Annotated in this window: 18 protein-coding genes; 13 read left to right on the top strand and 5 right to left on the bottom strand. The window is 67.8% G+C overall.

The genetic code is table 11. The features are described 5' to 3' along the window. Positions 1–2 precede the first annotated feature (2 nt). From ACFW3F_RS13540 to ACFW3F_RS13510, 7 genes are read left to right on the top strand one after another with little or no spacing between them, the layout of a single operon-like run. Positions 3–1,340: an MlaD family protein gene (locus ACFW3F_RS13540; protein ID WP_388058094.1), complete on the top strand. Its 1,338-nt coding sequence runs from the start codon at positions 3–5 to the stop codon at positions 1,338–1,340. Further along, on the top strand, positions 1,337–2,371 hold the full coding sequence (locus ACFW3F_RS13535; protein ID WP_388058092.1) for an MCE family protein: 1,035 nt from the start codon (positions 1,337–1,339) through the stop codon (positions 2,369–2,371). Before ACFW3F_RS13540 ends, ACFW3F_RS13535 begins: the two co-directional genes overlap by 4 nt. Further along, positions 2,368–3,357 carry an MCE family protein gene (locus tag ACFW3F_RS13530; RefSeq protein ID WP_388058090.1) on the top strand — a complete coding sequence of 330 codons (990 nt, stop codon included), beginning with the start codon at positions 2,368–2,370 and terminating at the stop codon, positions 3,355–3,357. Before ACFW3F_RS13535 ends, ACFW3F_RS13530 begins: the two co-directional genes overlap by 4 nt. Before the next feature lie 14 nt (positions 3,358–3,371). Continuing rightward, positions 3,372–4,472: an MCE family protein gene (locus ACFW3F_RS13525; RefSeq protein ID WP_388058162.1), complete on the top strand. Its 1,101-nt coding sequence runs from the start codon at positions 3,372–3,374 to the stop codon at positions 4,470–4,472. Next, positions 4,469–5,638: an MlaD family protein gene (locus tag ACFW3F_RS13520; protein ID WP_388058087.1), complete on the top strand. Its 1,170-nt coding sequence runs from the start codon at positions 4,469–4,471 to the stop codon at positions 5,636–5,638. Before ACFW3F_RS13525 ends, ACFW3F_RS13520 begins: the two co-directional genes overlap by 4 nt. Then, positions 5,635–6,807: an MlaD family protein gene (locus ACFW3F_RS13515; RefSeq protein ID WP_388058086.1), complete on the top strand. Its 1,173-nt coding sequence runs from the start codon at positions 5,635–5,637 to the stop codon at positions 6,805–6,807. The genes ACFW3F_RS13520 and ACFW3F_RS13515 overlap by 4 nt, the downstream gene beginning before the upstream one ends. A 59-nt stretch (positions 6,808–6,866) precedes the next feature. After that, positions 6,867–7,838, top strand: coding sequence for a hypothetical protein (locus ACFW3F_RS13510; RefSeq protein ID WP_388058084.1), 972 nt, complete (start codon positions 6,867–6,869; stop codon positions 7,836–7,838). A gap of 93 nt (positions 7,839–7,931) precedes the next feature. Here ACFW3F_RS13510 and treY read toward each other — a convergent pair whose 3' ends face one another. The 4 genes from treY to ACFW3F_RS13490 all read right to left on the bottom strand — a co-directional run bounded on the left by treY (position 7,932) and on the right by ACFW3F_RS13490 (position 15,888). Continuing rightward, on the bottom strand, positions 7,932–10,247 hold the full coding sequence (treY, locus tag ACFW3F_RS13505) for a malto-oligosyltrehalose synthase (protein ID WP_388058083.1): 2,316 nt from the start codon (positions 10,245–10,247) through the stop codon (positions 7,932–7,934). Between the two features lie 4 nt (positions 10,248–10,251). Then, positions 10,252–12,834: a glycogen debranching protein GlgX gene (glgX, locus tag ACFW3F_RS13500; protein ID WP_388058081.1), complete on the bottom strand. Its 2,583-nt coding sequence runs from the start codon at positions 12,832–12,834 to the stop codon at positions 10,252–10,254. A 131-nt stretch (positions 12,835–12,965) separates the two neighbouring features. Continuing rightward, entirely contained in the window at positions 12,966–15,146 is a 2,181-nt protein-coding gene (locus ACFW3F_RS13495) for an acyltransferase family protein (RefSeq protein ID WP_388058160.1), read from the bottom strand. Positions 15,147–15,330: 184 nt separating this feature from the next. Continuing rightward, positions 15,331–15,888, bottom strand: coding sequence for a TetR family transcriptional regulator (locus ACFW3F_RS13490; RefSeq protein ID WP_388058079.1), 558 nt, complete (start codon positions 15,886–15,888; stop codon positions 15,331–15,333). A gap of 170 nt (positions 15,889–16,058) precedes the next feature. On the opposite strand from ACFW3F_RS13490, the gene ACFW3F_RS13485 reads away from it, so the two are divergent. The 6 genes from ACFW3F_RS13485 to ACFW3F_RS13460 are packed head-to-tail and all read left to right on the top strand — an operon-like array spanning position 16,059 to position 21,241. Then, positions 16,059–17,381 carry an adenosylmethionine--8-amino-7-oxononanoate transaminase gene (locus tag ACFW3F_RS13485; RefSeq protein WP_388058077.1) on the top strand — a complete coding sequence of 441 codons (1,323 nt, stop codon included), beginning with the start codon at positions 16,059–16,061 and terminating at the stop codon, positions 17,379–17,381. Continuing rightward, positions 17,378–18,559 carry an 8-amino-7-oxononanoate synthase gene (locus ACFW3F_RS13480; protein ID WP_388058075.1) on the top strand — a complete coding sequence of 394 codons (1,182 nt, stop codon included), beginning with the start codon at positions 17,378–17,380 and terminating at the stop codon, positions 18,557–18,559. The genes ACFW3F_RS13485 and ACFW3F_RS13480 overlap by 4 nt, the downstream gene beginning before the upstream one ends. Continuing rightward, a complete protein-coding gene (bioD, locus tag ACFW3F_RS13475; RefSeq protein WP_388058073.1) occupies positions 18,556–19,341 on the top strand; it encodes a dethiobiotin synthase in 786 nt (261 codons plus the stop codon). Before ACFW3F_RS13480 ends, bioD begins: the two co-directional genes overlap by 4 nt. Further along, positions 19,338–20,375 carry a biotin synthase BioB gene (bioB, locus tag ACFW3F_RS13470; protein ID WP_388058071.1) on the top strand — a complete coding sequence of 346 codons (1,038 nt, stop codon included), beginning with the start codon at positions 19,338–19,340 and terminating at the stop codon, positions 20,373–20,375. The genes bioD and bioB overlap by 4 nt, the downstream gene beginning before the upstream one ends. A 33-nt stretch (positions 20,376–20,408) precedes the next feature. Continuing rightward, on the top strand, positions 20,409–20,648 hold the full coding sequence (locus ACFW3F_RS13465; RefSeq protein ID WP_388058069.1) for a hypothetical protein: 240 nt from the start codon (positions 20,409–20,411) through the stop codon (positions 20,646–20,648). After that, positions 20,645–21,241: a DUF2567 domain-containing protein gene (locus ACFW3F_RS13460; protein ID WP_388058067.1), complete on the top strand. Its 597-nt coding sequence runs from the start codon at positions 20,645–20,647 to the stop codon at positions 21,239–21,241. The genes ACFW3F_RS13465 and ACFW3F_RS13460 overlap by 4 nt, the downstream gene beginning before the upstream one ends. On the opposite strand, the gene ACFW3F_RS13455 is transcribed toward ACFW3F_RS13460, so the two are convergent. Continuing rightward, positions 21,204–21,980, bottom strand: coding sequence for an NUDIX domain-containing protein (locus ACFW3F_RS13455; RefSeq protein ID WP_388058065.1), 777 nt, complete (start codon positions 21,978–21,980; stop codon positions 21,204–21,206). The genes ACFW3F_RS13460 and ACFW3F_RS13455 overlap by 38 nt on opposite strands. Positions 21,981–22,047 lie beyond the last annotated feature (67 nt).

Here is a 22,047-nt window from a genome sequence, read left to right as displayed (position 1 = left end):
CCGTGAACATCGCGACCGACGGGCGCAATCCCTCACTGCTGCAGTATGTGCTGCGCGGCATCGCCTTCCTGCTCGTCCTGCTGGTCATCTTCGTGCTGCTGTTCATGCGGTACCAGGGGACGTTCAGCAAGACCGTGGCCGTCACCGCCGACCTCGTCGACGTCGGCGACGGGCTCTCCAACGGTGCCGACGTCCGGTACAACGGGCTGATCGTCGGGACGGTCAAGTCCATCGCCGTCGACGACTCCTCGCAGGCCGACGCCGCCAATCTCGTCAAGAACGTCGAGATCGACATCGAGCCGGCGCAGGCCGAGGGCATCCCCGCATCGGTGACCGCGCGCACGGTTCCGTCGAACCTGTTCGGCGTCAACTCGGTGGAGTTGGTCCCGCCCACCGAGGTGGGTGACGATCGGCTGGCCGCCGGCGACGTGATCCCGGCCGACACCTCGCTCGAGACCATCAAACTGCAGGACGCCCAGAACGAACTCAAGCAGATCCTCGACGCCGTGCCGCCGGAAGAACTGGCGCAGGTGCTCGGGGTCATCGCCGACGCGCTGAAGGGCGGCGGATCGGTGTTCGGGTCGTTCGTCGGCGTGCTGCGGAACTACTTCGACTCGATCAACGCCCAGTTCCCGCCGGGCGCACCTCCCGGGTTCGACAACTTCGACGCCGCGCTCACCGGACTCTCGCAGTCGGCCCCGCAACTCCTCGACACCCTGGGACGCAGCGTGATCCCGGCGATCACGATCGCGGAGAAGCAGCGCGATCTGACCGCGGTGCTGACGGCGAGTCAGGGTTTGCTCGATCAGACCCAACTTCTCTTCGCCCGCAACGGCGACGGAGGTCAGCGCCTCGTCACCGACCTCAATCGAATGCTGGGTGCACTCGTGCTCGAGCCGAATTCGCTTCCCCAGGCCGTGATCGCACTCAACAACCTGGCCGCCCGGGTGTTGACGGTGTTCACCGGCGTCAACGGGCATGTGCAGCTCAACGCCGGGATCAGCTTCGGCGCCTTTCAGCGCTACACCCGGCAGAACTGTCCGGTGTACGACGGTGGCCCGTATGGCACGCTGCGCGGCCCGGGCTGTGTGGGACCGGGGACCGGTACGGGGCCGACGATGTCGGGTCCGCTGTCGGTCTACCCCTCGGACGGGATGCGTCGGAACAAGCCGGTGGGCAACGTGACCACCGATGCCGACAACAAGACGCTCGGCACCGTGTTGCGCCGGACCCCGTCGGCAGCGGACACGATCATGCTGGGACCGCTGGTCCAGTCACTCGATGTGCGGAGTGCCGCCGACCCGGCCCGGGCCGGCGACGGTCAAGGAGGAGGACGATGAGCGCGGCATCGGAGTCGATCCGCAAACCGCTGATCGGGTTCACGATCTTCGGCATCGCCGCGTTGCTGGTCACCTATGTGATCTTCTCGACGCTGGAACGCTCGGTGTCGGGGACGACCAACAGCTACACCACCTTCTTCGGTGACGCGTCCGGCCTCTCGACGGGCGACGACGTGCGCATGGCCGGTGTCCGCGTGGGTCGTGTGGACCAGATCGAACTCGACAACGGCCGCGCCCGGGTCACGTTCGAGGTGCAGAACGACCAGCAGGTGTACAGCAACACCCGCGGTGCGATCCGCTACCAGAACCTCATCGGCCAGCGCTATCTGAACCTGACGCTGGAAGAGGGTCGGGAGAGTCGGCCGCTCGACCCGGGTTCCACGCTCGAGCTCCCGTCCGAGGATTCCTTCGACGTCACCAAGCTGCTGGCCGGTTTCCAGCCGGTCTTCGAGACGCTCACGCCCGAGCAGGTCAACGCCCTGTCGCAGGGTCTGATCGAAGCGTTCCAGGGCAACTCGGTGTCGCTGAGCTACACGGTCGCCGAGGTCGGTCGCCTCGCGGAGGACACCGCCAATCGCGACGTCGTGCTCGGCGCGATCATCAACAACCTGAGCGCGGTGATGCGTGACCTGTCGCGGCAGGGTGGACAGCTGGGCACCGTCATCGAGTCGATGTCGGCGCTGATCGCCAACCTCAACTCCAACTCGGCGGCCTTCGGCAGCGCGGTGACCGACATCGGTCGTACCGCAAGCGGTTTCGCAGACGTGCTGAGCGAGAGCCGGGAGAGTCTCGCCGACGCCGCGACGGACGGTCGGATCGCGACCAACACGCTGATCAGCAACGGTGCCAAACTCGACCGGATGGCGGTCGACGCCCCGGTCTTCCTCGGTCACTTCCCGCTCGTGCTCGGTGAGGGCGCTTACTTGAACATCTATGCATGCGATCTCGACATCGCGATCGGCGACGTCCTGCTACCGCCCGGGATCATCAACAAGATCGGCGGCACAAATCACTCGGTGGTGTGCCGATGAGCTGGTTCCGCAAGAGTTTTCGCGACAACCGACGGGTGTGGTTCGGTCTGATCGGCGCCGTCGTCATCGTCGCGCTGCTGCTGGGTGTGACCGCTCTCGCGGGTGCCCACCTGGGTAAGAAGACCCTCACCGGCGACTTCTCCCAAGCGGGCGGACTCCGTCCGGGGGACAAGGTGCGGGTCGCAGGCATCGATGTCGGTGAGGTCACCGACACGCAGCTCGCCGGCGATCACGTGGCCATCACGATGAAGGTCGACAGCGACGTACGGGTGACCTCCAACGGTTCGGCGGAGATCAAGATGTCGACCCTGCTCGGCCAGCGGTACGTCGATGTGTCGCTGGGTGATTCGCCCGAGGATGCACCCGACGGTCACATCGAGAAGACGGCCGTGCCCTACGATCTGCAACGCACCATCGAGGCGGGTGCGCCCATCCTGACCGGCATCGACGACAAGACGCTGTCGGAGAGCATCCGGACCCTGAACCGACAGCTCGCCGGGGTGCCGGCCATCACCGAGCCCACGTTCGAGGCGCTGACACAGATGTCCAAGGTGATCACCAACCGCAAGGACCAGATCAATCAGTTGATCGCCGACACCAAGACGATCACCACCATCGTCAACGACAACCAGGCCCAGCTCGCGGTGATCGTGGGGCAGGGGCGCGACCTCACCCAGAAGATCGTCGCGCGTGAGGAACTCGTGACCCGGATGCTCGACGGCATCGCCGAACTGACCGAGCAGGCGAGCGCGGTCGCCGGAGAGAACGCCAACCAGTTCGCCCCGATCATGGCAAACCTCAACACGATCACCCAGGGTCTGGAGAAGAACCGCAACAATCTCCGCAAGTTGCTGGAGATCCTGCCGGTCACCGCCCGTCTGACCAACAACGTCATCGGCGACGGGCCATACGCGAACGGTTACCTGCCGTGGGGAATCTTCCCGGACAACTGGCTGTGTCTCGCTCGGGTGGTGGACGGATGCTGACCGGGACCACGACGATGAGAGCCAACGGAATCCGGCGCCCCATCCTGCTGATCGGGGTCGCGCTGCTCGGAGTTCTCGGACTCTCCGGTTGCTCGATGATCCCGGGCAGCTGGAAGGCCGCGGTCGGCCAGGCGATCGAGGTCACCGCCTACTTCGACAACGTCGCGGGTCTCTACGTGACCAATGACGTGGCCGTCCTGGGCATGCCGGTCGGTCAGGTCACGGCGGTGGAGCCGCAGGGCGACCGGGTGAAGGTGACCATGACGATCGACAACGACGTGCCGGTGCCGGCCGACGCAACGGCAGCGATCGTGAACACCTCGATCGTCACCACCCGACACGTCGAGCTGTCACCCGCCTACGCCGGCGGACCGAAGCTCGAGGACGGTTCGGTCCTGAAGGAGACCAAGGCGCCGGTGTCGGTCGGCGAACTGTTCGACGCCATCGACGGTCTGGTCGTGGCGCTCAAGGGCGAGGGTGCCGGTCCCGGCCCGCTTGCCGAGATGATCGACATCACCTCTGGCATCGCGACCGGCAACGGTGAAGAGATCCGGGCCGCACTCGACGAACTCGGCGGTGCGTCGGACGTGGTGGCGGGCAACAGCGATGCCCTCGTCGACATCATCGAGACCATCGAGGGACTCACCACCACGCTCGTCCAGAACTATCCGAAGATGACGGCCTTCTCGAAGTCGGTGAACGAGGTGTCGGAGCTGCTGGGTGACCAGGCCCCGGGTCTCCTCGCGACGCTGGGCAACCTCAACCAGACCCTGCAGAACACGACCGTTTTCCTGCAGAACAACACCAACACGATGTCGGTGTCGTTCGACCGGCTCGCCGCGCTGACCGCGAACCTGGGCGACTACTCACGGCAGGTCGTCGAGACCATCGACGTCGGGCCGTTGCTCTTCCAGAACCTGAGCAACTCGATCTCGGCCGAGCAGGGAGCGTGGCGCGCACAGGCCCTGCTCGACAAGTCCCTCGTCGACAACGAACTGCTCGCCGAGTTCTGCGAGGCGATCAACCTGCAGAAGGACGGCTGCCGCACGGGCAAGCTCAAGGACTTCGGACCTGATCTCGGCATCTACTCGGCAATGCTGGAGCTGACGAAATGAGGACGGCGACGATGGACTCGCTGGACCGTCCGGCTTCCCCCAGGCGGCCGTCTCCGACGCGGTCCCGCGCCAGGCTCCGTCGGGGCGGGGTGACGGCGTTGCTGCTCGCCGCGCTGATGGGACTCACCGGCTGCGGACTGCTCCCGAGCCTCACGGTCGAACAGATCCCGCTACCCGCACCGGGTGACATCGGTGACTCGATCACGCTGACGGCCAAGTTCGACAATGCGCTGAACCTTCCGACCCGCGCGAAGGTCAAGCTCAACGGAACCGATGTCGGGCAGGTCACCGATCTCGTTGCCAAGGACTACACGGCCCTGGTGACGATGGAGGTCAGCGAACAGTCCAAGCTCCCGGTGGGGACCGGCGCAGAACTGCGCCAGGCAACGCCGCTCGGCGATGTCTTCGTCGCGTTGCTGCCGCCTCTGGAGGCCCGCGACGGTTTGATGGTCGACGGCGACACGCTCACCGGTCCGACGTCGGCCGCGGCGACGGTCGAGGACCTGCTGATCAGCATGAGTGGTGTGGTGGACAGCGGTTCGCTGAACTCGTTGACCGTCATCCTCACCGAACTGAGCAGCGCGGTGGCCACCAACCCGTCGGATCTGAACGGTGCCATCCGTGGCCTGACGACCGGCATCCGCAAACTGAACCAGAGTTCGGCGGCGGTCGACCGATCGCTGGCGACCACGCGGGTGCTGACCGGACAACTCGCCGACGGACGCGCGCAGATCATGGCGTCGATCAACAAGCTGGGGCCGGCGCTCGAGTCACTGAACGGGCAGATCGCCACCATCCTGACGACGCTGGACAAGACCCAGCAGGTCACTGCGGCCACCAACGACTTCCTCGACACCGACCAGGACAACCTCGTCGAGATGCTCGGTCATCTCTCGACGGTTCTGGCCGGGCTTCGTCAGGCTGCGGGTCCGCTCGGGTCGCTCGCCGACAACCTGCACACGCTCACGCCGAAGTGGGTCAAGTCCACGTCCGGCAGTGCGGCCGCCGTCTCGGCGAAGGTCTACTGGCTCACCCCCGGCGTCGGGTTCGACTCCGCGAGCCGATTGCCCGAGATCCAAGACGTCGACGAGGGTTCGGCAGCGCTGCAGCAGACGCTCACCCGCCTGCTGGCACGGATCACCGGGACCAGGGGGTGTTGCGGATGAGCGGCGTGTTCGGAGTCCTACGCAGGAATTCGGTACTCGTGGGCAACATAGCTCTGGTCCTCGTCATGGTCGTCGGCCTCGCCTACCTCGCGTTGGGCGTCCTCCGATGGCAGCCGTTCGCCGACAAGTACTCCGTCACGATCGAGTTCCCGATCTCCGGCGGTCTGCAGGAGACCTCGGGAGTGACGCTGCGCGGTGCTCGCATCGGCGATGTGGACACGGTTCGCGTGCAGCCGGACTCGGTCGAGGTCGTCGTCACGGTCGACGACCGGTACAAGATCAACCGCGACACCACGGTCGCGGCGCTGGGTCTGTCGGCGGCGGGGGAGCAGTACGTCGACTTCCAGCCGGACACCTCCGACGGTCCCTACCTGGAGGACGGTGACGTCATCCAGGCCGACCAGACCGAAGTCACCGTGCCGTTCTCGCAACTGCTCGAGTCCTCCCTGGAGCTGATCAACCAGATCGATCCGGCGAAACTGCGCTCCGCAGTGGACAATCTGAAGATCGCGCTCTACGACGAGGACGGCAGCAACGATCTGTCGGTGATCTTCGACTCGGGCGGCACCATCTTCGCGAAGCTGTACACGGCCCTGCCGGAGACCACCAAGTTCATCCAGAACGCGGGAACCATCTTCAAGACGACCGCGCAGATCCAGCCCGACCTCGGTACGACCGTGGCCGGTCTGAGCTCGCTGGTCAACGCGGCCGCCGCGTCGGACAAAGAACTCCGCGAACTCCTCGACCGGGGTCCATCGCAGTTCACGAGCCTGGCGGGGTCCATCAATCAGTTGACCGATCCGATCACCGACGTGACGAAGCAGTTCGTCGACATCGCCGAGCAGGGCGCACTGCGCGCGCCGGCCCTCGCGACGCTGTTCCCCGCCATCCGCGATGCCAGTGTCAAGAGCCTCACCATGTTCCACGACGGTGCGTGGTGGGCGCTCGCCTCCATCTACCCGCGGCCGAGCTGCAACTACCCGGTGACACCCCGACGGCCCACACAGATCCTCGAGCTGTCCATCCCGACCAATCTGTACTGTGTGACCGAGGATCCGCGCCAGCAGATCCGTGGCTCGGCCAACGCGCCGCGCCCGCCGGGCGATGACACAGCGGGACCGCCGCCGGGTTACGACCCGAACGCCCGTACCGTTCCGCTCGACAAGTGATGGGCCGCTCGACAATTGACGGCCACTCGACGACGACAGACAAGTTGCGTGACCTGTAGATGACTGACCCGACTGACCCGAAACCGAACGACCCGAAACCCAACGACACCGACGTGAACGACACCGACGTGAACCCCAGGGGCGAGAAGGAGGCGGACACCGTCCCACCCGAGAGCGGTGGCCCCGAATCCGATCAGACCGGTACGGCGACGGACGAGACCCCTGCGGCGGGCGACGACACGAGCGCACAGGCCTCGACCCGCGCCGGCGCCGCAGCGTCACCGCGGGGCAAGTCCGCCCGCCGCACCGGTGCCGGCTCGTCGGTGAGCATCACGAAGCCGACCGCGGCCGACGACTCGGACGCCGCGGGTGACGAGCCGTCGACCGCATCGTCGACAGGCGCCGCGGGGCGTAAGGAGATCTCGTTCACGGTCACGAGTGGCGGGATCAAGAAGGTCCTGGCCGCCGTCGTGGCGGTCGCGCTGGTTGCGCTCGTCGCGTTCCTGGGCTGGCGCGCCTACGACCTCCAGCGGGAGGCCGACGCGTTCGCCGACTCGAAGACGGCCTCGGCCGATTTCGTCACCAAGCTCGTCACGACCCTCAACGCCGACAACGCGGGCAACTCGAAGGAACTCCTGGGCCCGTTGTCGACCGGGGAGCTGCGTAGCCGTCTCGAGCAGGAGCGTGCCGACACCGAGGCGAATGTGGAGTCGCTGAACATCGAGGTGTCCTCGACGATCAGTGTGGTCGCCGTCGAGAGCGCCGATGCCGACACCGCGAAGACGGTGGTGATGGCGGAGGTGACCGGCCGCAGCGCCAAGCTGCCCAGCGGTGGGACCAGCCTGATGGTGTTCCGCCTGGACCTCAGCAAGGAAGACGGCAAGTGGCTCGTGTCGAAGGTCGACGGTCCGCCGGGGAGTCCCAGCGGGCAGATCGATCCGTCGCAGTCGCTCCCGGGTGCCGGTGGCGCGCCCGCTCCGCAGCCATCGCCGGCGCCGCAGCCGGCCCCCGCTCCCGCACCTGCGGGCTGACCCTCAGCCGCACATCCACTCCGAATATGACGAACGCGCCACCGGATTCGGTGGCGCGTTCGTCATGTGCCGCATCTGTGATGGATGTGTGCGTCAGTCCCGTACGAGAATCGCCACCGGGTGCTCGTTCCGCACGGCACCCAGGTCGATCGTTCCTTCGTGCACCGACCCCGTTCGTTCGTCGCGCCACCGCGATCCCGGGGGCAGGGTGATCGTCGTCGCGGCCGCCGACTCGTCGTCGAGGCTGTGGGTGAATCGGGCGGTGAGGACGACGACCGACGGGCCGGCCTCGGTGCCACGTGCGAAGGCGACGGTGTGGTCGGCGGCGGGTCCGTCGGCGGTCAGCCGTTGATAGGTGCCCGCCACGCCGAACGCATCGGGGTGCGCGGTCCGGGCGCGGAGGGCGGCCCGCACGAGTCGGGTCTTCGGATGCTCGGTCGAGCGTCCGAAGTCCACCGGTCGCCGGTTGTCGGGATCGACGAGGGAGTCCTCCCACCACTCGGTGCCCTGATAGATGTCGGGGACCCCGGGGCCGAGGATGGCGATGGCTTTGCGCGCCAGCGCTTCCTGCTCCCACGCCGATGCGATCCGGGTCACGAGTTCGGAGATCGAGGCCGCGAGGTCCCCGGTGGTGACCTGGCCGATCCACGTCTGGACGGCATCTTCGAACTCGGCGTCGATGTCGGTCCACGTGGTTCGGAGCCCGGCCTCGCGAGTCGCCTTCCGGGCGTACTCGACGAGCCGTCCGCGTAACTCGTCGGTGATCCGTCCGTCCGTGGGCCACACCCCGAAGATGTTCTGCAGCAGGAAATAACAGGTCAGGTCATCCGGTATGTCGGAGTCGCGCCAGATGGTCTCGACCAGCAGGGACCAGCGGTCGGGGACCTGTGCGAGTACCGCGATCCGCGCGCGGACGTCCTCTCCGCGTTTGGTGTCGTGCGTCGACGTCGCCGTCATGGCCATCGGCCAGCGCGCCGCTCGCTCGGTGTTGTGGTGGTGGAACTCGTTGAGCGACAACACCGGATTCGCCGGATCTCCGCCGACCTCCTGGGCGGAGACGAGCCTGGCCGTACGGTAGAACAGGCTGTCCTCGACGCTCTTGGCCGTCACCGCGCCGCAGGTCTGCGCCAGGCGTGAGGTCGCCTCGCCCGCAACCGCCGTCTCGCGTACGACGACATCGAGCGCCGAACGGAGCTCGGGCTTCCTGTCGGCGATGCGTGCGGCCGCGGCGAGGAGGCGTGGGCGCAGCGACGGATAGTCCGCTCGATACACCCCGAGCGCGGCGATCAGTTCGGCGCAGGCCGTCGCGATCGAGTCCGGGTCAGCAGTGGGTGATCCGTCCCGGCCCGCGGTGATCGCCCGGACGAGGCGCCTCAGTTCCGCCGGGAAGGAGTCGCGTACCGTGCGCAGCTTCCGCTCGTGTTCGGCTGCCTCGATCCACCGCGCGTCGCCACTGGTACCGGTGATCCGCTCGTGCAGTTCGGTGAGCTGGGTGACACCGGCCGGCGCGACGAACACGGCGTCGATGACGCGCATGTGGTCGTATCCGGTGGTGCCCTCGACCGGCAGCGTCGGTTCGAGTGGCTCGTCCGGCGCCAGGATCTTCTCGATGTAGAGGAGACGGTCCTCACCGAGGTCGGCGCGCAGGCGGCGCAGGTAGTCCTGTGGATCCCACAGACCATCCGGGTGATCCACACGTACGCCGTCGATGAGATCGGCGTCGAGCAACTCGTGCAACCACTGGTGGGTGGCGTCGTAGACCTCCGGGTCCTCCTGGCGCAGTCCGGCGAGCTCGTTCACGGTGAAGAAGCGCCGGTACCCGATGAGCCCGCTGTCCCACGGGACGAGCCGGTAGTGCTGGCGGTCGTGGACGTCTCGCGGTGTGTCCCGCTCGGTACCGGGGGCGATCGGGAACGCGTGATCGTAGTACCGCAGGTTTTGGTGGTCGTCGATCTCGAGAGGGCTGAGGTCGCCGTCGGCGGCCATGACCGGCAGCGCCAGCTTTCCGTCTGCACCGTTGTCGGCGTCGAAGTCGGCGTCGAAGTAGTTCGCGTACTTCGATGCGGGGCCGTGGCGGAGGAGATCGGCGAACCACGGGTTGGCGAGTGCATCGGCCACCCCGGTGTGATTCGGGACGATGTCGATGATCAGGCCCAGCCCGCGTTCGGCTGCCGCCGAACGGAGTTCGCGCAGGCCTTCGAGTCCGCCGAGTGCGGGGGCCACAGCTGGGGGTGGCAACCAGTCGTAACCGTGCGTCGAGCCGGCCGAGGCGGTGCCGATCGGGGAGAGGTAGACGTGGCTGATCCCCAGGTCGACGAGATGGTCCAGGGTCTCGGCCGCCTCGGCGAACCCGAAGTCGCCGTGCAGTTGGAGCCGGTACGTCGCATGCGGGGTCGGACGGTTGCTCATGGATTCAGGACGTCTTTCGCAGGACCAGCACCGAGCGCGCGCCGACGGTCACCGACTCGCCGGAGGCGGCGGTCAGTTCGGTCTCGCCCACGGGGTGGGTGGTGTCGAGTTCGCCGACCCATTCGTTGCCGTACCAGTTCGGTGGGAGCGTGAAGTCGATGTCCTCGTAGTGGGCGTTGAAGCAGATGAAGAAGGAGTCGTCGACGACCGGTTCGCCGCGTTCGTCCTTCTCGCCCAGACCGTTTCCGTTCAGGAACACCGCGAGGCTCTTGCCGAACCCGCTGTCCCAGTCTTCGGCGGTCATCTCTTCGCCGGCGGGGGTGAGCCAGGCGATGTCCAGCGCCTGATCGCCCCACCGGATCGGCTTGCCGCCGAAGAACTTACGACGCCGGAACACCGGGTGCCGGGTACGCAGCGCGATGGCCCTGCGGGTGAACTCCAGCAGGTCGGCGTTCTCCTCGGCGAGTGTCCAGTCCATCCAGGACAATTCGGAGTCCTGGCAGTAGACGTTGTTGTTGCCCTGCTGGGTGCGACCGATCTCGTCTCCGTGCGCCAGCATCGGGGTGCCCTGCGACAGGAACAGCGTCGCCAGGACGTTCCGTTGCTGACGCGCGCGCAACGCGTTGATCTCGGGATCGTCGGTGGGTCCTTCGACGCCGCAGTTCCACGACCGGTTGTGGCTCTCGCCGTCCCGGTTGTCCTCGCCGTTGGCCATGTTGTGCTTCTCGTTGTAGGACACCAGGTCCCGCAGCGTGAAACCATCGTGGGCGATGACGAAGTTGATACTCGCGAGCGGCCGCCGGCCGGTCGCCTCGTACAGATCCGACGACCCGGTCAGCCGGGAGGCGAACTCGCCCAGCGTGGACGGCTCGCCGCGCCAGTAGTCGCGCACGGTGTCGCGGTACTTGCCGTTCCATTCGGTCCACAGCGGCGGGAAGTTGCCCACCTGGTAGCCGCCCTCACCGATGTCCCAGGGTTCGGCGATCAGTTTCACCTGGCTGACGACCGGATCCTGTTGAACCAGATCGAAGAACGCGGACAACCGATCCACGTCGTGGAGTTCACGGGCCAGTGTGGACGCGAGGTCGAACCGGAATCCGTCCACGTGCATCTCGAGGATCCAGTAACGCAGCGAGTCCATGATGAGCTGGAGCGTGTGCGGATGACGACCGTTGAGGCTGTTGCCCGTTCCGGTGTAGTCCATGTACATCTCGGGATCGCCGTCGACGAGGCGGTAGTAGGCCGCGTTGTCGATGCCGCGGAACGACACGGTCGGACCGAGGTGGTTGCCCTCGGCGGTGTGGTTGTAGACGACGTCGAGGATGACCTCGATGCCTGCGTTGTGGAACTCGCGGACCATCGCCTTGAACTCGGTCACCGCGCTCGCCGGCTGGTCGGGAGTCGACGAGTATTCGATATGTGGCGCCAGGAAGCCGAATGTGTTGTAGCCCCAGTAGTTTCGGAGGCCCTGGTCGCGCAGGACGAAGTCCTGCATGAACTGGTGCACGGGCATCAGCTCGATGGCCGTGATGCCGAGTTCCTTGAGGTGATCGATGATCACCGGATGGCACAGGCCTGCGTACGTACCGCGCTGGTGTTCGGGGATGTCGGGGTGGGTCGCCGTCATACCCTTCACGTGCGCCTCGTAGATCACCGTCTGGTGATACGGACGATTCGGTGACCGATCGTTCTGCCAGTCGAAGTAGGGGTTGATCACCACCGAGACCATGGTGTGGCCGAGTGAATCCAGTTGGGGCATCGGGTTGACCGGCTCGGGGTCGGGTCCGGCATCCGGGGCGTTGTCCTCCGGCGGTACGGCGTCGTCGCTGTCGGGCTGTCCGGTCTCGGCGCGCACGGCATCGTCGGTGTCCGGGTCGGCCGCACCGTCGGGTTCGGCGGACTCCGGTATCTCCTCGCCGGCGTGCTCCGGTACCGGCTCGGTGTCGTCGGCCCCGGTGTCGTCGGCCCCGGTTGCGTCGGCCCCGGATGCGTCGCCTGCTGCGGATTCGCCGGCGTCCTCGGGAGGCGTGGGGAGCGGGTAGGAGAACAGCGATGCATCGCCGTCGAATTCGCCGTGAAATGCCTTGCCGTACGGGTCGAGGAGGAGCTTGCTCGGGTCGCACCGCAGTCCCTGCGACGGGTCATACGGTCCGTAGACGCGGAAGCCGTAGAACTGACCGGGTCCGACGTTGGGGAGATAGCAGTGCCAGCAGTAGCCGTCGACCTCTTCGAGCCGGATGCGGCGTTCGTGACCGTCGCGGTCGATCAGACACAGTTCGACCGAATCGGCCACCTCGGAGAACAGCGAGAAGTTGGTTCCCACACCGTCATAGGTGGCGCCGAGGGGGTAGGGGGTGCCCGGCCACACCGGGATCGGCGTCGGCTCCGGCTGAACCAGGGCCTCGGCCTGGATCGGGTCGGACGGCATGGGAACCGGGTCGGAGATCGCGGTGCCGCCGCTCGGAGGTGCTGCTGTCGTCGAGGTGGTGTCGAGTTGTGGTTCGCGGGGCTCCGGGTCGGAGCCGGGATCGCCCGGCTGTTCACCGGGGGCTGGCGGTTCGGTATTACCCGCCTTCGGCGACGTCATGGGTCGACCCTAGTCCCGTTGACGCGGGCGGTCATCTCAGGACGTCGACGGTCGGTTCAGGTGTGGGCCGCGCCACTGGGACACCGCCGAGACCGCCGGTCGGTCGGCGATCGGGCTCGGACCGCAGGGGGTCACGGCACCCCGGGACCGGTCCAGGGCAGCTGTGCGGCCATCTGCCGCTCAAGTTCGTCGGTGAGGCTGCGGACGTAGGTCGCACTCAGGTGGTGGGGATCCTTGTAGACGGTGATGTTGCCGACGATGGCCGGGCAGCGATCCGGGGTGCAGATGCCGTCGGACATGTCCAGCGGATGGAAGTCGGGCCGCGTCGCGGCGAGCGCGCCGGCGGGATCCTCGGGCTCGAGCACAGCGGCGCGATTCGACCCGCAACTCTCGGCGTCGCCGCCGTCGGCCAGACAGATCGGCGTGTCGATGGTGCCCTTGGCGTTCTTCGGCCACGGCGTGTCACGCATGCCGAACACCGGCACCCCGGCGTCGAGGAAGCGGTCGAAGATCGGTACGTAGTCCGGTGGCACCCAGTCGCCGGGTTCGTAGTCCCGGGGTCGCGTCGAGTTCGTCAGAACCGCGTCCGGCTTGTCCGCGATGACGCGGTCGATGACGCGCTGTCCCCAGTCGTAGCACTCCGGGTAGGGCACGCCGCGCTGCTTGGGAACCCGGTTCGTCGACAACGGGCACCCCATCTTGAGGTAGGTCTTCACCTTGAAGCCGTTGCGCTTGCCGAGCGTGTCGAGCGCCGAGATCCACATCTCGGCGTGCGATCCGCCGGCCAGGGCGATGGTGCGCGTCGCGGTCGGGTCGCCGTAGACGCCGACGTGGATCTCGTTGTCGGTGAAGTCGCTCATGTATCCGTCGGTGGAGGTCTCGGGGAAGTCCGCGATGACCTCCAGCGCCGACGGTTGCGGGTCGAGGGCGGGCACCGGCCAGCCGTCGAGCAGCGCCCGGGCACCCGGATACGACCTCGGGTCGAGGTTCTTCGTGTCGACGACGATGTTGGCGACGTGACGTTCCCACACGGTGACTCCGACGCCGGTGAGGAGAGTGCCGACCACGAGGACCGACGTGACGACCGAGGTGTAGGACAGCCATCGGGTGCGGCCGTCACGTGTGCCGCGTGTCAGAGCCGACCGGTCGCCACCGCGCAACGGGTCTTCGATGTAGCGCTTGGTGAGCCACGCCAAGCCGACCGACACCGCGAGGATGAGCACGCCTTCGACGAAGTTCGCATGGTTCTTGTCACGCCAGGTCAGGTAGAAGATCAGCAGCGGCCAGTGCCACAGGTACAGCGAATACGCGATGGTCCCGAGCCAGACCGGCCACCGGCTCGCCAGCCAGCGGTTGGTGACGGGCATGTCGGTGGACACGGCGGCATGGCTACCGTGCGGGGGCTTCTGCAGGGCGGTCGCGCCCGCCCAGATGATCAGCAGCGTCGCACCGACCGGCACCAGCGCCATGGGGCCGGGGTAGGCGTTCACACCGTCGATCCAGAATCCGCAGCTGACGATGAGCACGAGCGCGACGACGGTCGCGAGGTTGCGCAGCCAATTGGGGACGCGCAGGGACGGCAACCAGATCGCGAGCAGGCCGCCGGCGAGCGGCTCCCACAGGCGCGAGAGCGTGTCGTAGTAGTTGTATGGCTGGTTGATCGCCAGGCCGCGGTGCGCCCAGTAGAACGAGGCGAGGGCGACGACGAACACTGCGCCGCCGACGAGGAACTTGATGACCCGCGGGTCGGCGAACGGTCGGGCGAACCGGGCGCCGAGTTTGAGCAGCGCCGCGAACGCGAGGGCGACGAGCAGGGTCAGGACGAAGAACTGGCCCTGTACCGACATCGACCAGATGTGCTGTAGCGGGCTGTTCGCCGAACTCGCGGCGAGATAATCCTGTGAGTTCTGCGCGAGATACCAGTTCTGGTAGTAGAGCGCGCTCGCGATGACCTCGCGTCCGACGTTGGCCCATCGGGTCTGCGGAAGGATCAGCAGCGTCAGTACCGTGACCGCGATGAGCACGGTGAACAGTGCCGGCAGGAGCCGTTTGAGGAGGCGCTTGAGCCGTGGCCACGGGTTGAGCGTGTCGCGGAACGTGACGTGCGGTGCCTGACTGGAGATCGCATGCCGCAGCAGCGACCCGACGAAGAAGTACCCCGAGAGGGTGAGGAAGACGTCGACGCCGCCAGAGACCTTGCCGAACCACACGTGGAAGCAGGCGACGAGGGCGATGGCGATGCCGCGCAGACCATCGAGGTCGGTGCGGTAGGCGGGCGTCGTCGGCGTCGAGGGGGACGACTCCGGCTCCACTACTCGCGTCGTCGATGCCACAGAGCGTGTTCTTTCCGGTGGGGGACAGATCGGTCTCGGCGGGCCGGGCCGGGATGACCGGGTAGCAATGTACTCGCCGAAGCTGTGAAATACCGATTCCGACGAATGTGACACTCGGCGGGCCGGGTGCTCGGTGACCGGTGGTCCCGGGCACGGACGGGGATCACCGCGAGCGGCGCGTCCGTGCCCCGTCGAGGATGATGGCCAGGCCATCGCGGAACTCGCCGGCGAAGTCACGGCCCGACGGTCCGGTGACGCCGAGGCGCTCCATCTGCGCGCGTGTCTGTTCCTCGATGGTGAGTCCGATGACGAGCTGGCACAGCGCCGTGCTGACCGCCTCGGCATCACGCACCGACAGCCCCCCGGCCGAGCCTGCGGCGATGATGTCGGCGGTGATCGCCTTCGACGACAGGCCGCTGGCCCAACTCGACGACACGACCTCGGCGCTGTCGGGCACCTCGAGCAGCGCGCTGCGCATTCCGGCGGCGAGCCGATCGAGGCGGTCGTCCCACGCCAGCCCGGTGTCGGGAATCGTGACCGCACCCAGGATGTCATCGGCGAGCGCTGCCAGCAGCGTCTGTTTGTTGGGGAAGTGCCAGTACAGCGCGTTGGGGCGAACCCCGAGCTCGGTGGCGAGCCGTCGCATCGAGAGGTCGGCCAGGCTGTGCTCGCCCAGGATGTCGCGGGCGGCGCGCAGGACGTCGGTCCGACTGTTGCTCACCCGCGTCAGCGTAGTGATCCCGAGATCTGCACGGCCACCGGTGGGCCTGTACAGCGTCCAGGGGTACCTGTACGGTGTTCAGGAATCCTGGACGGTGTCCAGGCCGGCCGCCGCAGCCCGGTGGTCGACACAGCCATCACTTCGAGCCTTGGCAACCAGAAAGGTGCAGCGTGGATCACGAAACCGTCAGTCGCGTCGACGCCGATCACATCTGGCATCCGTACGGCTCGATGCCCGCACCCACCCAGCCACTCGTGGTGACCTCGGCATCCGGTGTCCGCCTCGAACTCGCCGACGGCCGGTCGGTCGTCGACGGCATGAGTTCCTGGTGGGCGGCGATTCACGGGTACCGGCATCCACGGCTCGATGCCGCCGCGGCGGCTCAGCTCGGCCGGATGTCGCACGTGATGTTCGGCGGCCTCACCCACGAACCGGCCGCCCGGCTCGCACAGCTTCTCGTCGACATCACCCCGGCAGGTCTGCAGAAGGTGTTCTTCTGTGACTCGGGGTCGGTGTCGGTCGAGGTGGCGGTCAAGATGGCGCTGCAGTATTGGCGCAGCCGCGGTCGGTCCGGTCGCACCCGTCTGCTCACATGGCGCGGTGGCTATCACGGCGACACCTTCGCCCCGATGAGCGTGTGTGATCCCGACGGCGGCATGCACTCGATGTGGTCGGCGGTCCTCGCGCGCCAGATCTTCGTCGACGCGCCGCCGGCCGACTTCCGGGCCGAGTATGTCGACGAGCTCGAGCGAACCGTTCACGCGCACCGCGACGAGCTCGCCGCGGTCATCGTCGAGCCCGTCGTCCAGGGTGCGGGCGGGATGCGGTTCCACGACGCGAGGTACCTGCGCGCACTCCGTGAGATCTGCGACCGCCACGAAGTCCTCCTCGTGTTCGACGAGATCGCAACGGGATTTGGCCGTACGGGCACCTTGTTCGCGGCCGACGCGGCTCCCGGTACCGACGGCGACACAGGCGTGACGCCGGACATCATGTGTCTGGGCAAGGCGTTGACGGGCGGCTACCTGACTCTCGCCGCGACCCTGTGCACGACCGGGATCGCCGAGGTGATCAGCGCGGGGGAGGCGGGCGGTCTCGCGCACGGGCCGACCTTCATGGCCAACCCCCTGGCCTGTGCGATCGCGGTGGAGGCGATCGAGCTGCTTCTGGAAACGCCTTGGGCCGAGCGAGTGTCGTCGATCGAGCGTGGACTCGCCGACGGTCTCGAACCACTCCGGGACCTCGACGGCGTCGTCGACGTGCGCGTCCGCGGAGCGATCGGGGTGGTGGAGCTCGACCGCCCGGTCGACATGGCCGCGGCGACCGACGCCGCCGTCGCGGCCGGGGCCTGGCTGCGGCCGTTCCGCACTCTCGTCTACACGATGCCGCCATTCATCTGCACGCCCGAGGACATCGCGGTGATCGTGCGCGGAGTGTCCGCGGCCGTGCACGCGACCGTCGGTGACCGCGCGCTCGCCGGAGTGCGGTCATGACCTCTGTTCAGACGCAGCGGGACCCGGCTGTCGTCGCCGGGGGAGACGTCGGGTTGGCGTGGCTCGCCGGCGCCGCCACCCAGCGCGACGAGGCCGGGCTGCATCGTCGCCCCCACGTCCGGCGTGTCAATGCCGGGGAGGTCAATCTCGGTTCCAACGACTACCTCGGGTTGTCGACGCATCCCGCGGTCGTCGCCGGAGCACGTGACGCCGCGCAACGGTGGGGTGGGGGTTCGACGGCGTCGCGCCTCGTCGTGGGTACCACGCAGGCGCACATCGACCTCGAGGCCGACCTCGCCGACTTCCTCGGATTCCCTGCCGCCCTGACTTTCTCGTCGGGTTACCTGGCCAACGTCGGTGCCGTCACCGCGCTGGCGAGGCGCGGCGACCTCATCGTGAGCGACACCGGAACCCACGCGTCGCTGATCGACGGCTGCCGCCTGTCGCGCGCCCGAGTGGTGGTCGTCGACCGCGGCGACCACGACGCCGTCCGGAGAGCCCTCGCCGAGCGGCCCGAGAGCCGTGCGCTGGTCGTCACCGACTCGGTGTACAGCATCGACGGTGAACCGGCCCCGGTCGCGGATCTGTACGCCGCGGCCCGCGCGCACGGCGCTGCACTCCTCGTCGACGAGGCCCACGCCCTCGGTGTGCGCGGGCCGGGCGGGCGGGGACTGGTTGCCGAGCAGGGTCTCTCGGGAGCCCCCGATCTCGTCGTCACGACCGTCCTGTCGAAATCGCTCGGCGCCCAGGGCGGAGTGGTCCTCGGATCGGAGCTGCTGCGTTCGCATCTCGTCGACTGCGCCCGCACATTCATCTTCGACACCGGACTCAACCCGGCCGCGGTGGGCGCCGCGCACGCCGCCCTCGGGATCCTGCGCACCGCGCCGGGTCTCCCGGACACCCTGCGCGACAACGCTCGTCGGCTCGCGCGCGCCTGCGGTGTCGACGAACCCGCTGCTGCCGTCATCTCGATCGTCGTCGGGGATCCACAGCGTGCGGTCGCCGCCGCGGCGGCCTGCCGGGACCGCGGGGTCCTCGTCGGCTGTTTCCGTCCACCGTCGGTTCCGGTCGGTACGTCCCGACTGCGGATCACGGTCCGCGCCGATCTCGACGCCGAAGCCCTCGACCATGTGGCCGCCGTGGTCGACGCGGCCCTGCGCGAAGTCGGTGCACGGTGAGCGCCGCGACACGAGGCACGGTCCTCGCCGTCACCGGGACCTCGACCGACGTCGGGAAGACCGTCGTGACCGCGGCACTCGCCGCGGCTGCTCGCGGTTCGACGGCCGTGTGCAAACCCGTACAAACCGGGGTCGGCCCCGACGAGCCGGGCGACCTCGCAGAGGTACGGCGCCTCGCAGGCGACCTGACGGCCGTCGAGTTGTTCCGCTATCCCGAACCCCTCGCCCCCGACACCGCCGCGAGGCGCGCCGGGATGCCACTGGCCGACCCGACGGTGATCATCGGCGCCGTGGACGAGCTCGCCGCATCGCACGACCTCACCCTCGTCGAAGGTGCGGGCGGTGTGCTGGTGCGACTGGGGGAATCGGCCACGATCCTCGACATCGCCGTGACCACGCTCAACCCGGACACCGCCGATGGGGTCCTGATCGTCGTGGCACCCGGACTCGGTGCGCTCAATCACGCCGAGCTCACCGTGAACGCGGTGCGGGCGCGTGGGTTGCGACCCGCCGGACTCGTGATCGGCTGGTGGCCCGAGGATCCCGACCTCGCGATGCACTGCAACCGAACGGACCTGCCCCGGGTGACCGGTGTTCCGGTCGTCGCAGTCCTTCCCGCAGGCGCCGCCGACCTCGAACCTGCTGACTTCCGCCGCCGCGCGTCGACCTGGTTCGACGACAGATGGCTTTCCACCGTTTCTCCCAGCCGTCCGGAACAGCTCGTCCGGACGCCGCAAATCGTTCCCTCATCGGGACATCCATCCAAGGAGTATCACCAGTGACCCAGGCAACAGTAGACGCCGCCACCTCGGCCCCGGCGTCGGATGACATCCTCGCCATCGCCCGCGCCCAGGTGCTCGACCGCGGCGAGCCTCTCGATCAGGAGCAGGTCCTGCAGGTTCTGCGGCTGCCGGATGACCGGCTGACCGAACTCCTCCAGCTGGCCCACGACGTGCGGATGCGCTGGTGCGGCCCCGAGGTCGAGGTCGAGGGCATCATCTCGCTGAAGACCGGCGGTTGCCCGGAGGACTGCCATTTCTGTTCGCAGTCGGGTCTTTTCGCCTCGCCGGTGCGCAGTGCCTGGATCGACATCCCCTCGCTGGTCGAGGCGGCCAAGCAGACCGCGAAGACCGGCGCCACGGAGTTCTGTATCGTCGCCGCTGTCCGCGGTCCCGACAAGCGTCTGCTCAGTCAGGTCGCGGCGGGTATCGAGGCCATCCGCAACGAGGTCGACATCCAGATCGCCTGCAGCCTGGGCATGCTCACGCAGGAGCAGGTCGACCAGCTCCGGGACATGGGCGTGCACCGCTACAACCACAACCTGGAGACCGCACGCAGCCACTTCCCGAATGTGGTGACGACCCACACCTGGGAGGAGCGCTGGGACACCCTGCGCATGGTCCGCGAGGCGGGCATGGAGGTGTGCTGCGGCGGCATCCTCGGCATGGGTGAGTCCCTGGAGCAGCGTGCCGAGTTCGCCGCCGAACTGGCCACCCTCGAGCCCGACGAGGTGCCGTTGAACTTCTTGAACCCGCGGCCGGGCACACCGTTCGGCGACCTCGACGTGCTGCCCGCCGCGGAGGCCCTCAAGTCGGTGGCCGCTTTCCGTCTCGCGTTGCCGCGCACCATCCTGCGCTTCGCCGGCGGGCGCGAGATCACCCTCGGCGACCTCGGGGCCAAGCAGGGCATCCTCGGTGGCATCAACGCCGTCATCGTCGGCAACTACCTGACGACCCTCGGCCGCCCGGCCGAGGACGACCTCGACCTCCTCAGCGATCTGTCGATGCCGATCAAGTCGCTGAACGACACGATCTGACGAGCTCGTCGAAGCGATGGGTAGCGTGTTCTCATGATCGACACCGTCCCGGGTCCACTCGCCGAGCCGTGCCGGTTCGGTGTCTTCACCGGACTCGAACTGGAACTACAGGCTCCCGACGCCGTTCCGCCGGCCGCTCGGCTCGGTCTCGAACCTCCTCGGTTCTGTGGGCAATGCGGACGCCGGATGGTGGTCCAGGTACGGCCCGACGGATGGGACGCACGTTGCTCGCGGCACGGCACCGTCGACTCGACCGAGCTGGGACGCCGATGAATCCGCCGGTGCGTTCGGTCTCGCGACTGGCCGCCGTCACGGTCGGTGTGGCGGTGTTCGGCGCGGTCGCCGGGGTGGTCTGGGCCCTGTTCACCCCACCGACCACCGGGGTCGTGTTCGAGGGTCTCCGCCGCGAGGGCATCCCCGCCGACTTCGGCGGGGTGGGGGCCTTCGCCGTGACGATGTTCGTCTACGGCGCCGTCGCGGCCGTCGCCGTCTGGCTTGCGGCACGGGCGTGGCGCGGCGTCAGTGGGTTCGTGTGGCCGGCACTCGCCACCGTGGCGGGTTCGGCGTTGGCGGCATCGGTGGGGATGTGGGTCGCGGGTCTGCGATTCGACGACGATCCGACCGCGCTACCGGTCGATGCCATCTACCGGGTCGCGCCGGAACTGTGGCTCGAGGGCGCGACGCGTTCGGGTTCGAGCGAACCCTGGACGCTGCTCATCTGCGCCCCGTTCGCGTTCGCCATCGTGTACTTGGTGTGCGTGTTGTCCTCGCGGACCGCCGATCTCGGCGTCGGCGACCTCGACGACGAGGAGCCGTCAGCGGATGTGTTCACATCGGCGGGCGCAACGTCGCGAACTCATCCGTGACGCGTAACTCCTTTTCGGCGAAGGCATAGAGCGCAGGCGGGCGTCCGCCGCTGCGGCCGGTCTTGCCGACGGTGCCGGTGGCCACCACCACTGCGCGCCGGCTCAGGATGCGGAGCAGGTTGGTCGTGTCCACCGGGTAACCCAGTGCAGCGCAGTAGATCTCGGACAGAGCCGACATCGGGAACCGGGCCGGCGCCAGAGCGAACGCGATGTTGGTGTAGGACAGCTTCGCGGCGAGCCGATGCCGGGCCGCGTCGACGATCTCGGTGTGATCGAAGGCCAGCGGCGGTAGTTCGTCGACGGCGAACCAACCCGCGGCGTCGTCCGGCGGTGTCGCAGCGGCGTCGGAGGGGACGAGGCCCATGTAGGTCGATGCGATGGTGCGGACCGCGGGCACCCGGCGCGGATCGGAGAAGACCGAGAGCTGTTCCAGATGTGCGATCTCGCGGACGTCGAGGGAGTCCGCGACGAGTCGACGTGCGCTCGCCGACAACGTCTCGTCGGCGCCGACCCCGCCGCCCGGGAGTGTCCACACGCCGTCTGCGGACCGCGACACCAGGACGCACAGCGACGGATCGGTGGTGTCCGAACGGCACTCGGGGTCGGGTGCGGCGTCCTGGGTGACGCTGATCTGGGGCACTCGGATCTGGGGCACCCGGATCTGGAACACGACACTCAGGACCTCTACCCGGAGGGTCGTACCGGCGGCGATGGGCGGCTCGGACCCGGCGGATGGCATGCGCACGATTGTAGGGCGCCGTCCTGCTGGTTGAGCCGGCACCGAGCGCGAGCGAGGCGCCGTGTCG

The sequence above is a fragment of the Gordonia sp. NPDC058843 genome, from assembly GCF_042743165.1.
GTDB lineage: Bacteria > Actinomycetota > Actinomycetes > Mycobacteriales > Mycobacteriaceae > Gordonia.
Note: the sequence above shows the minus strand (reverse complement) of the source record. Positions and strands in the feature narration are given on the sequence as shown.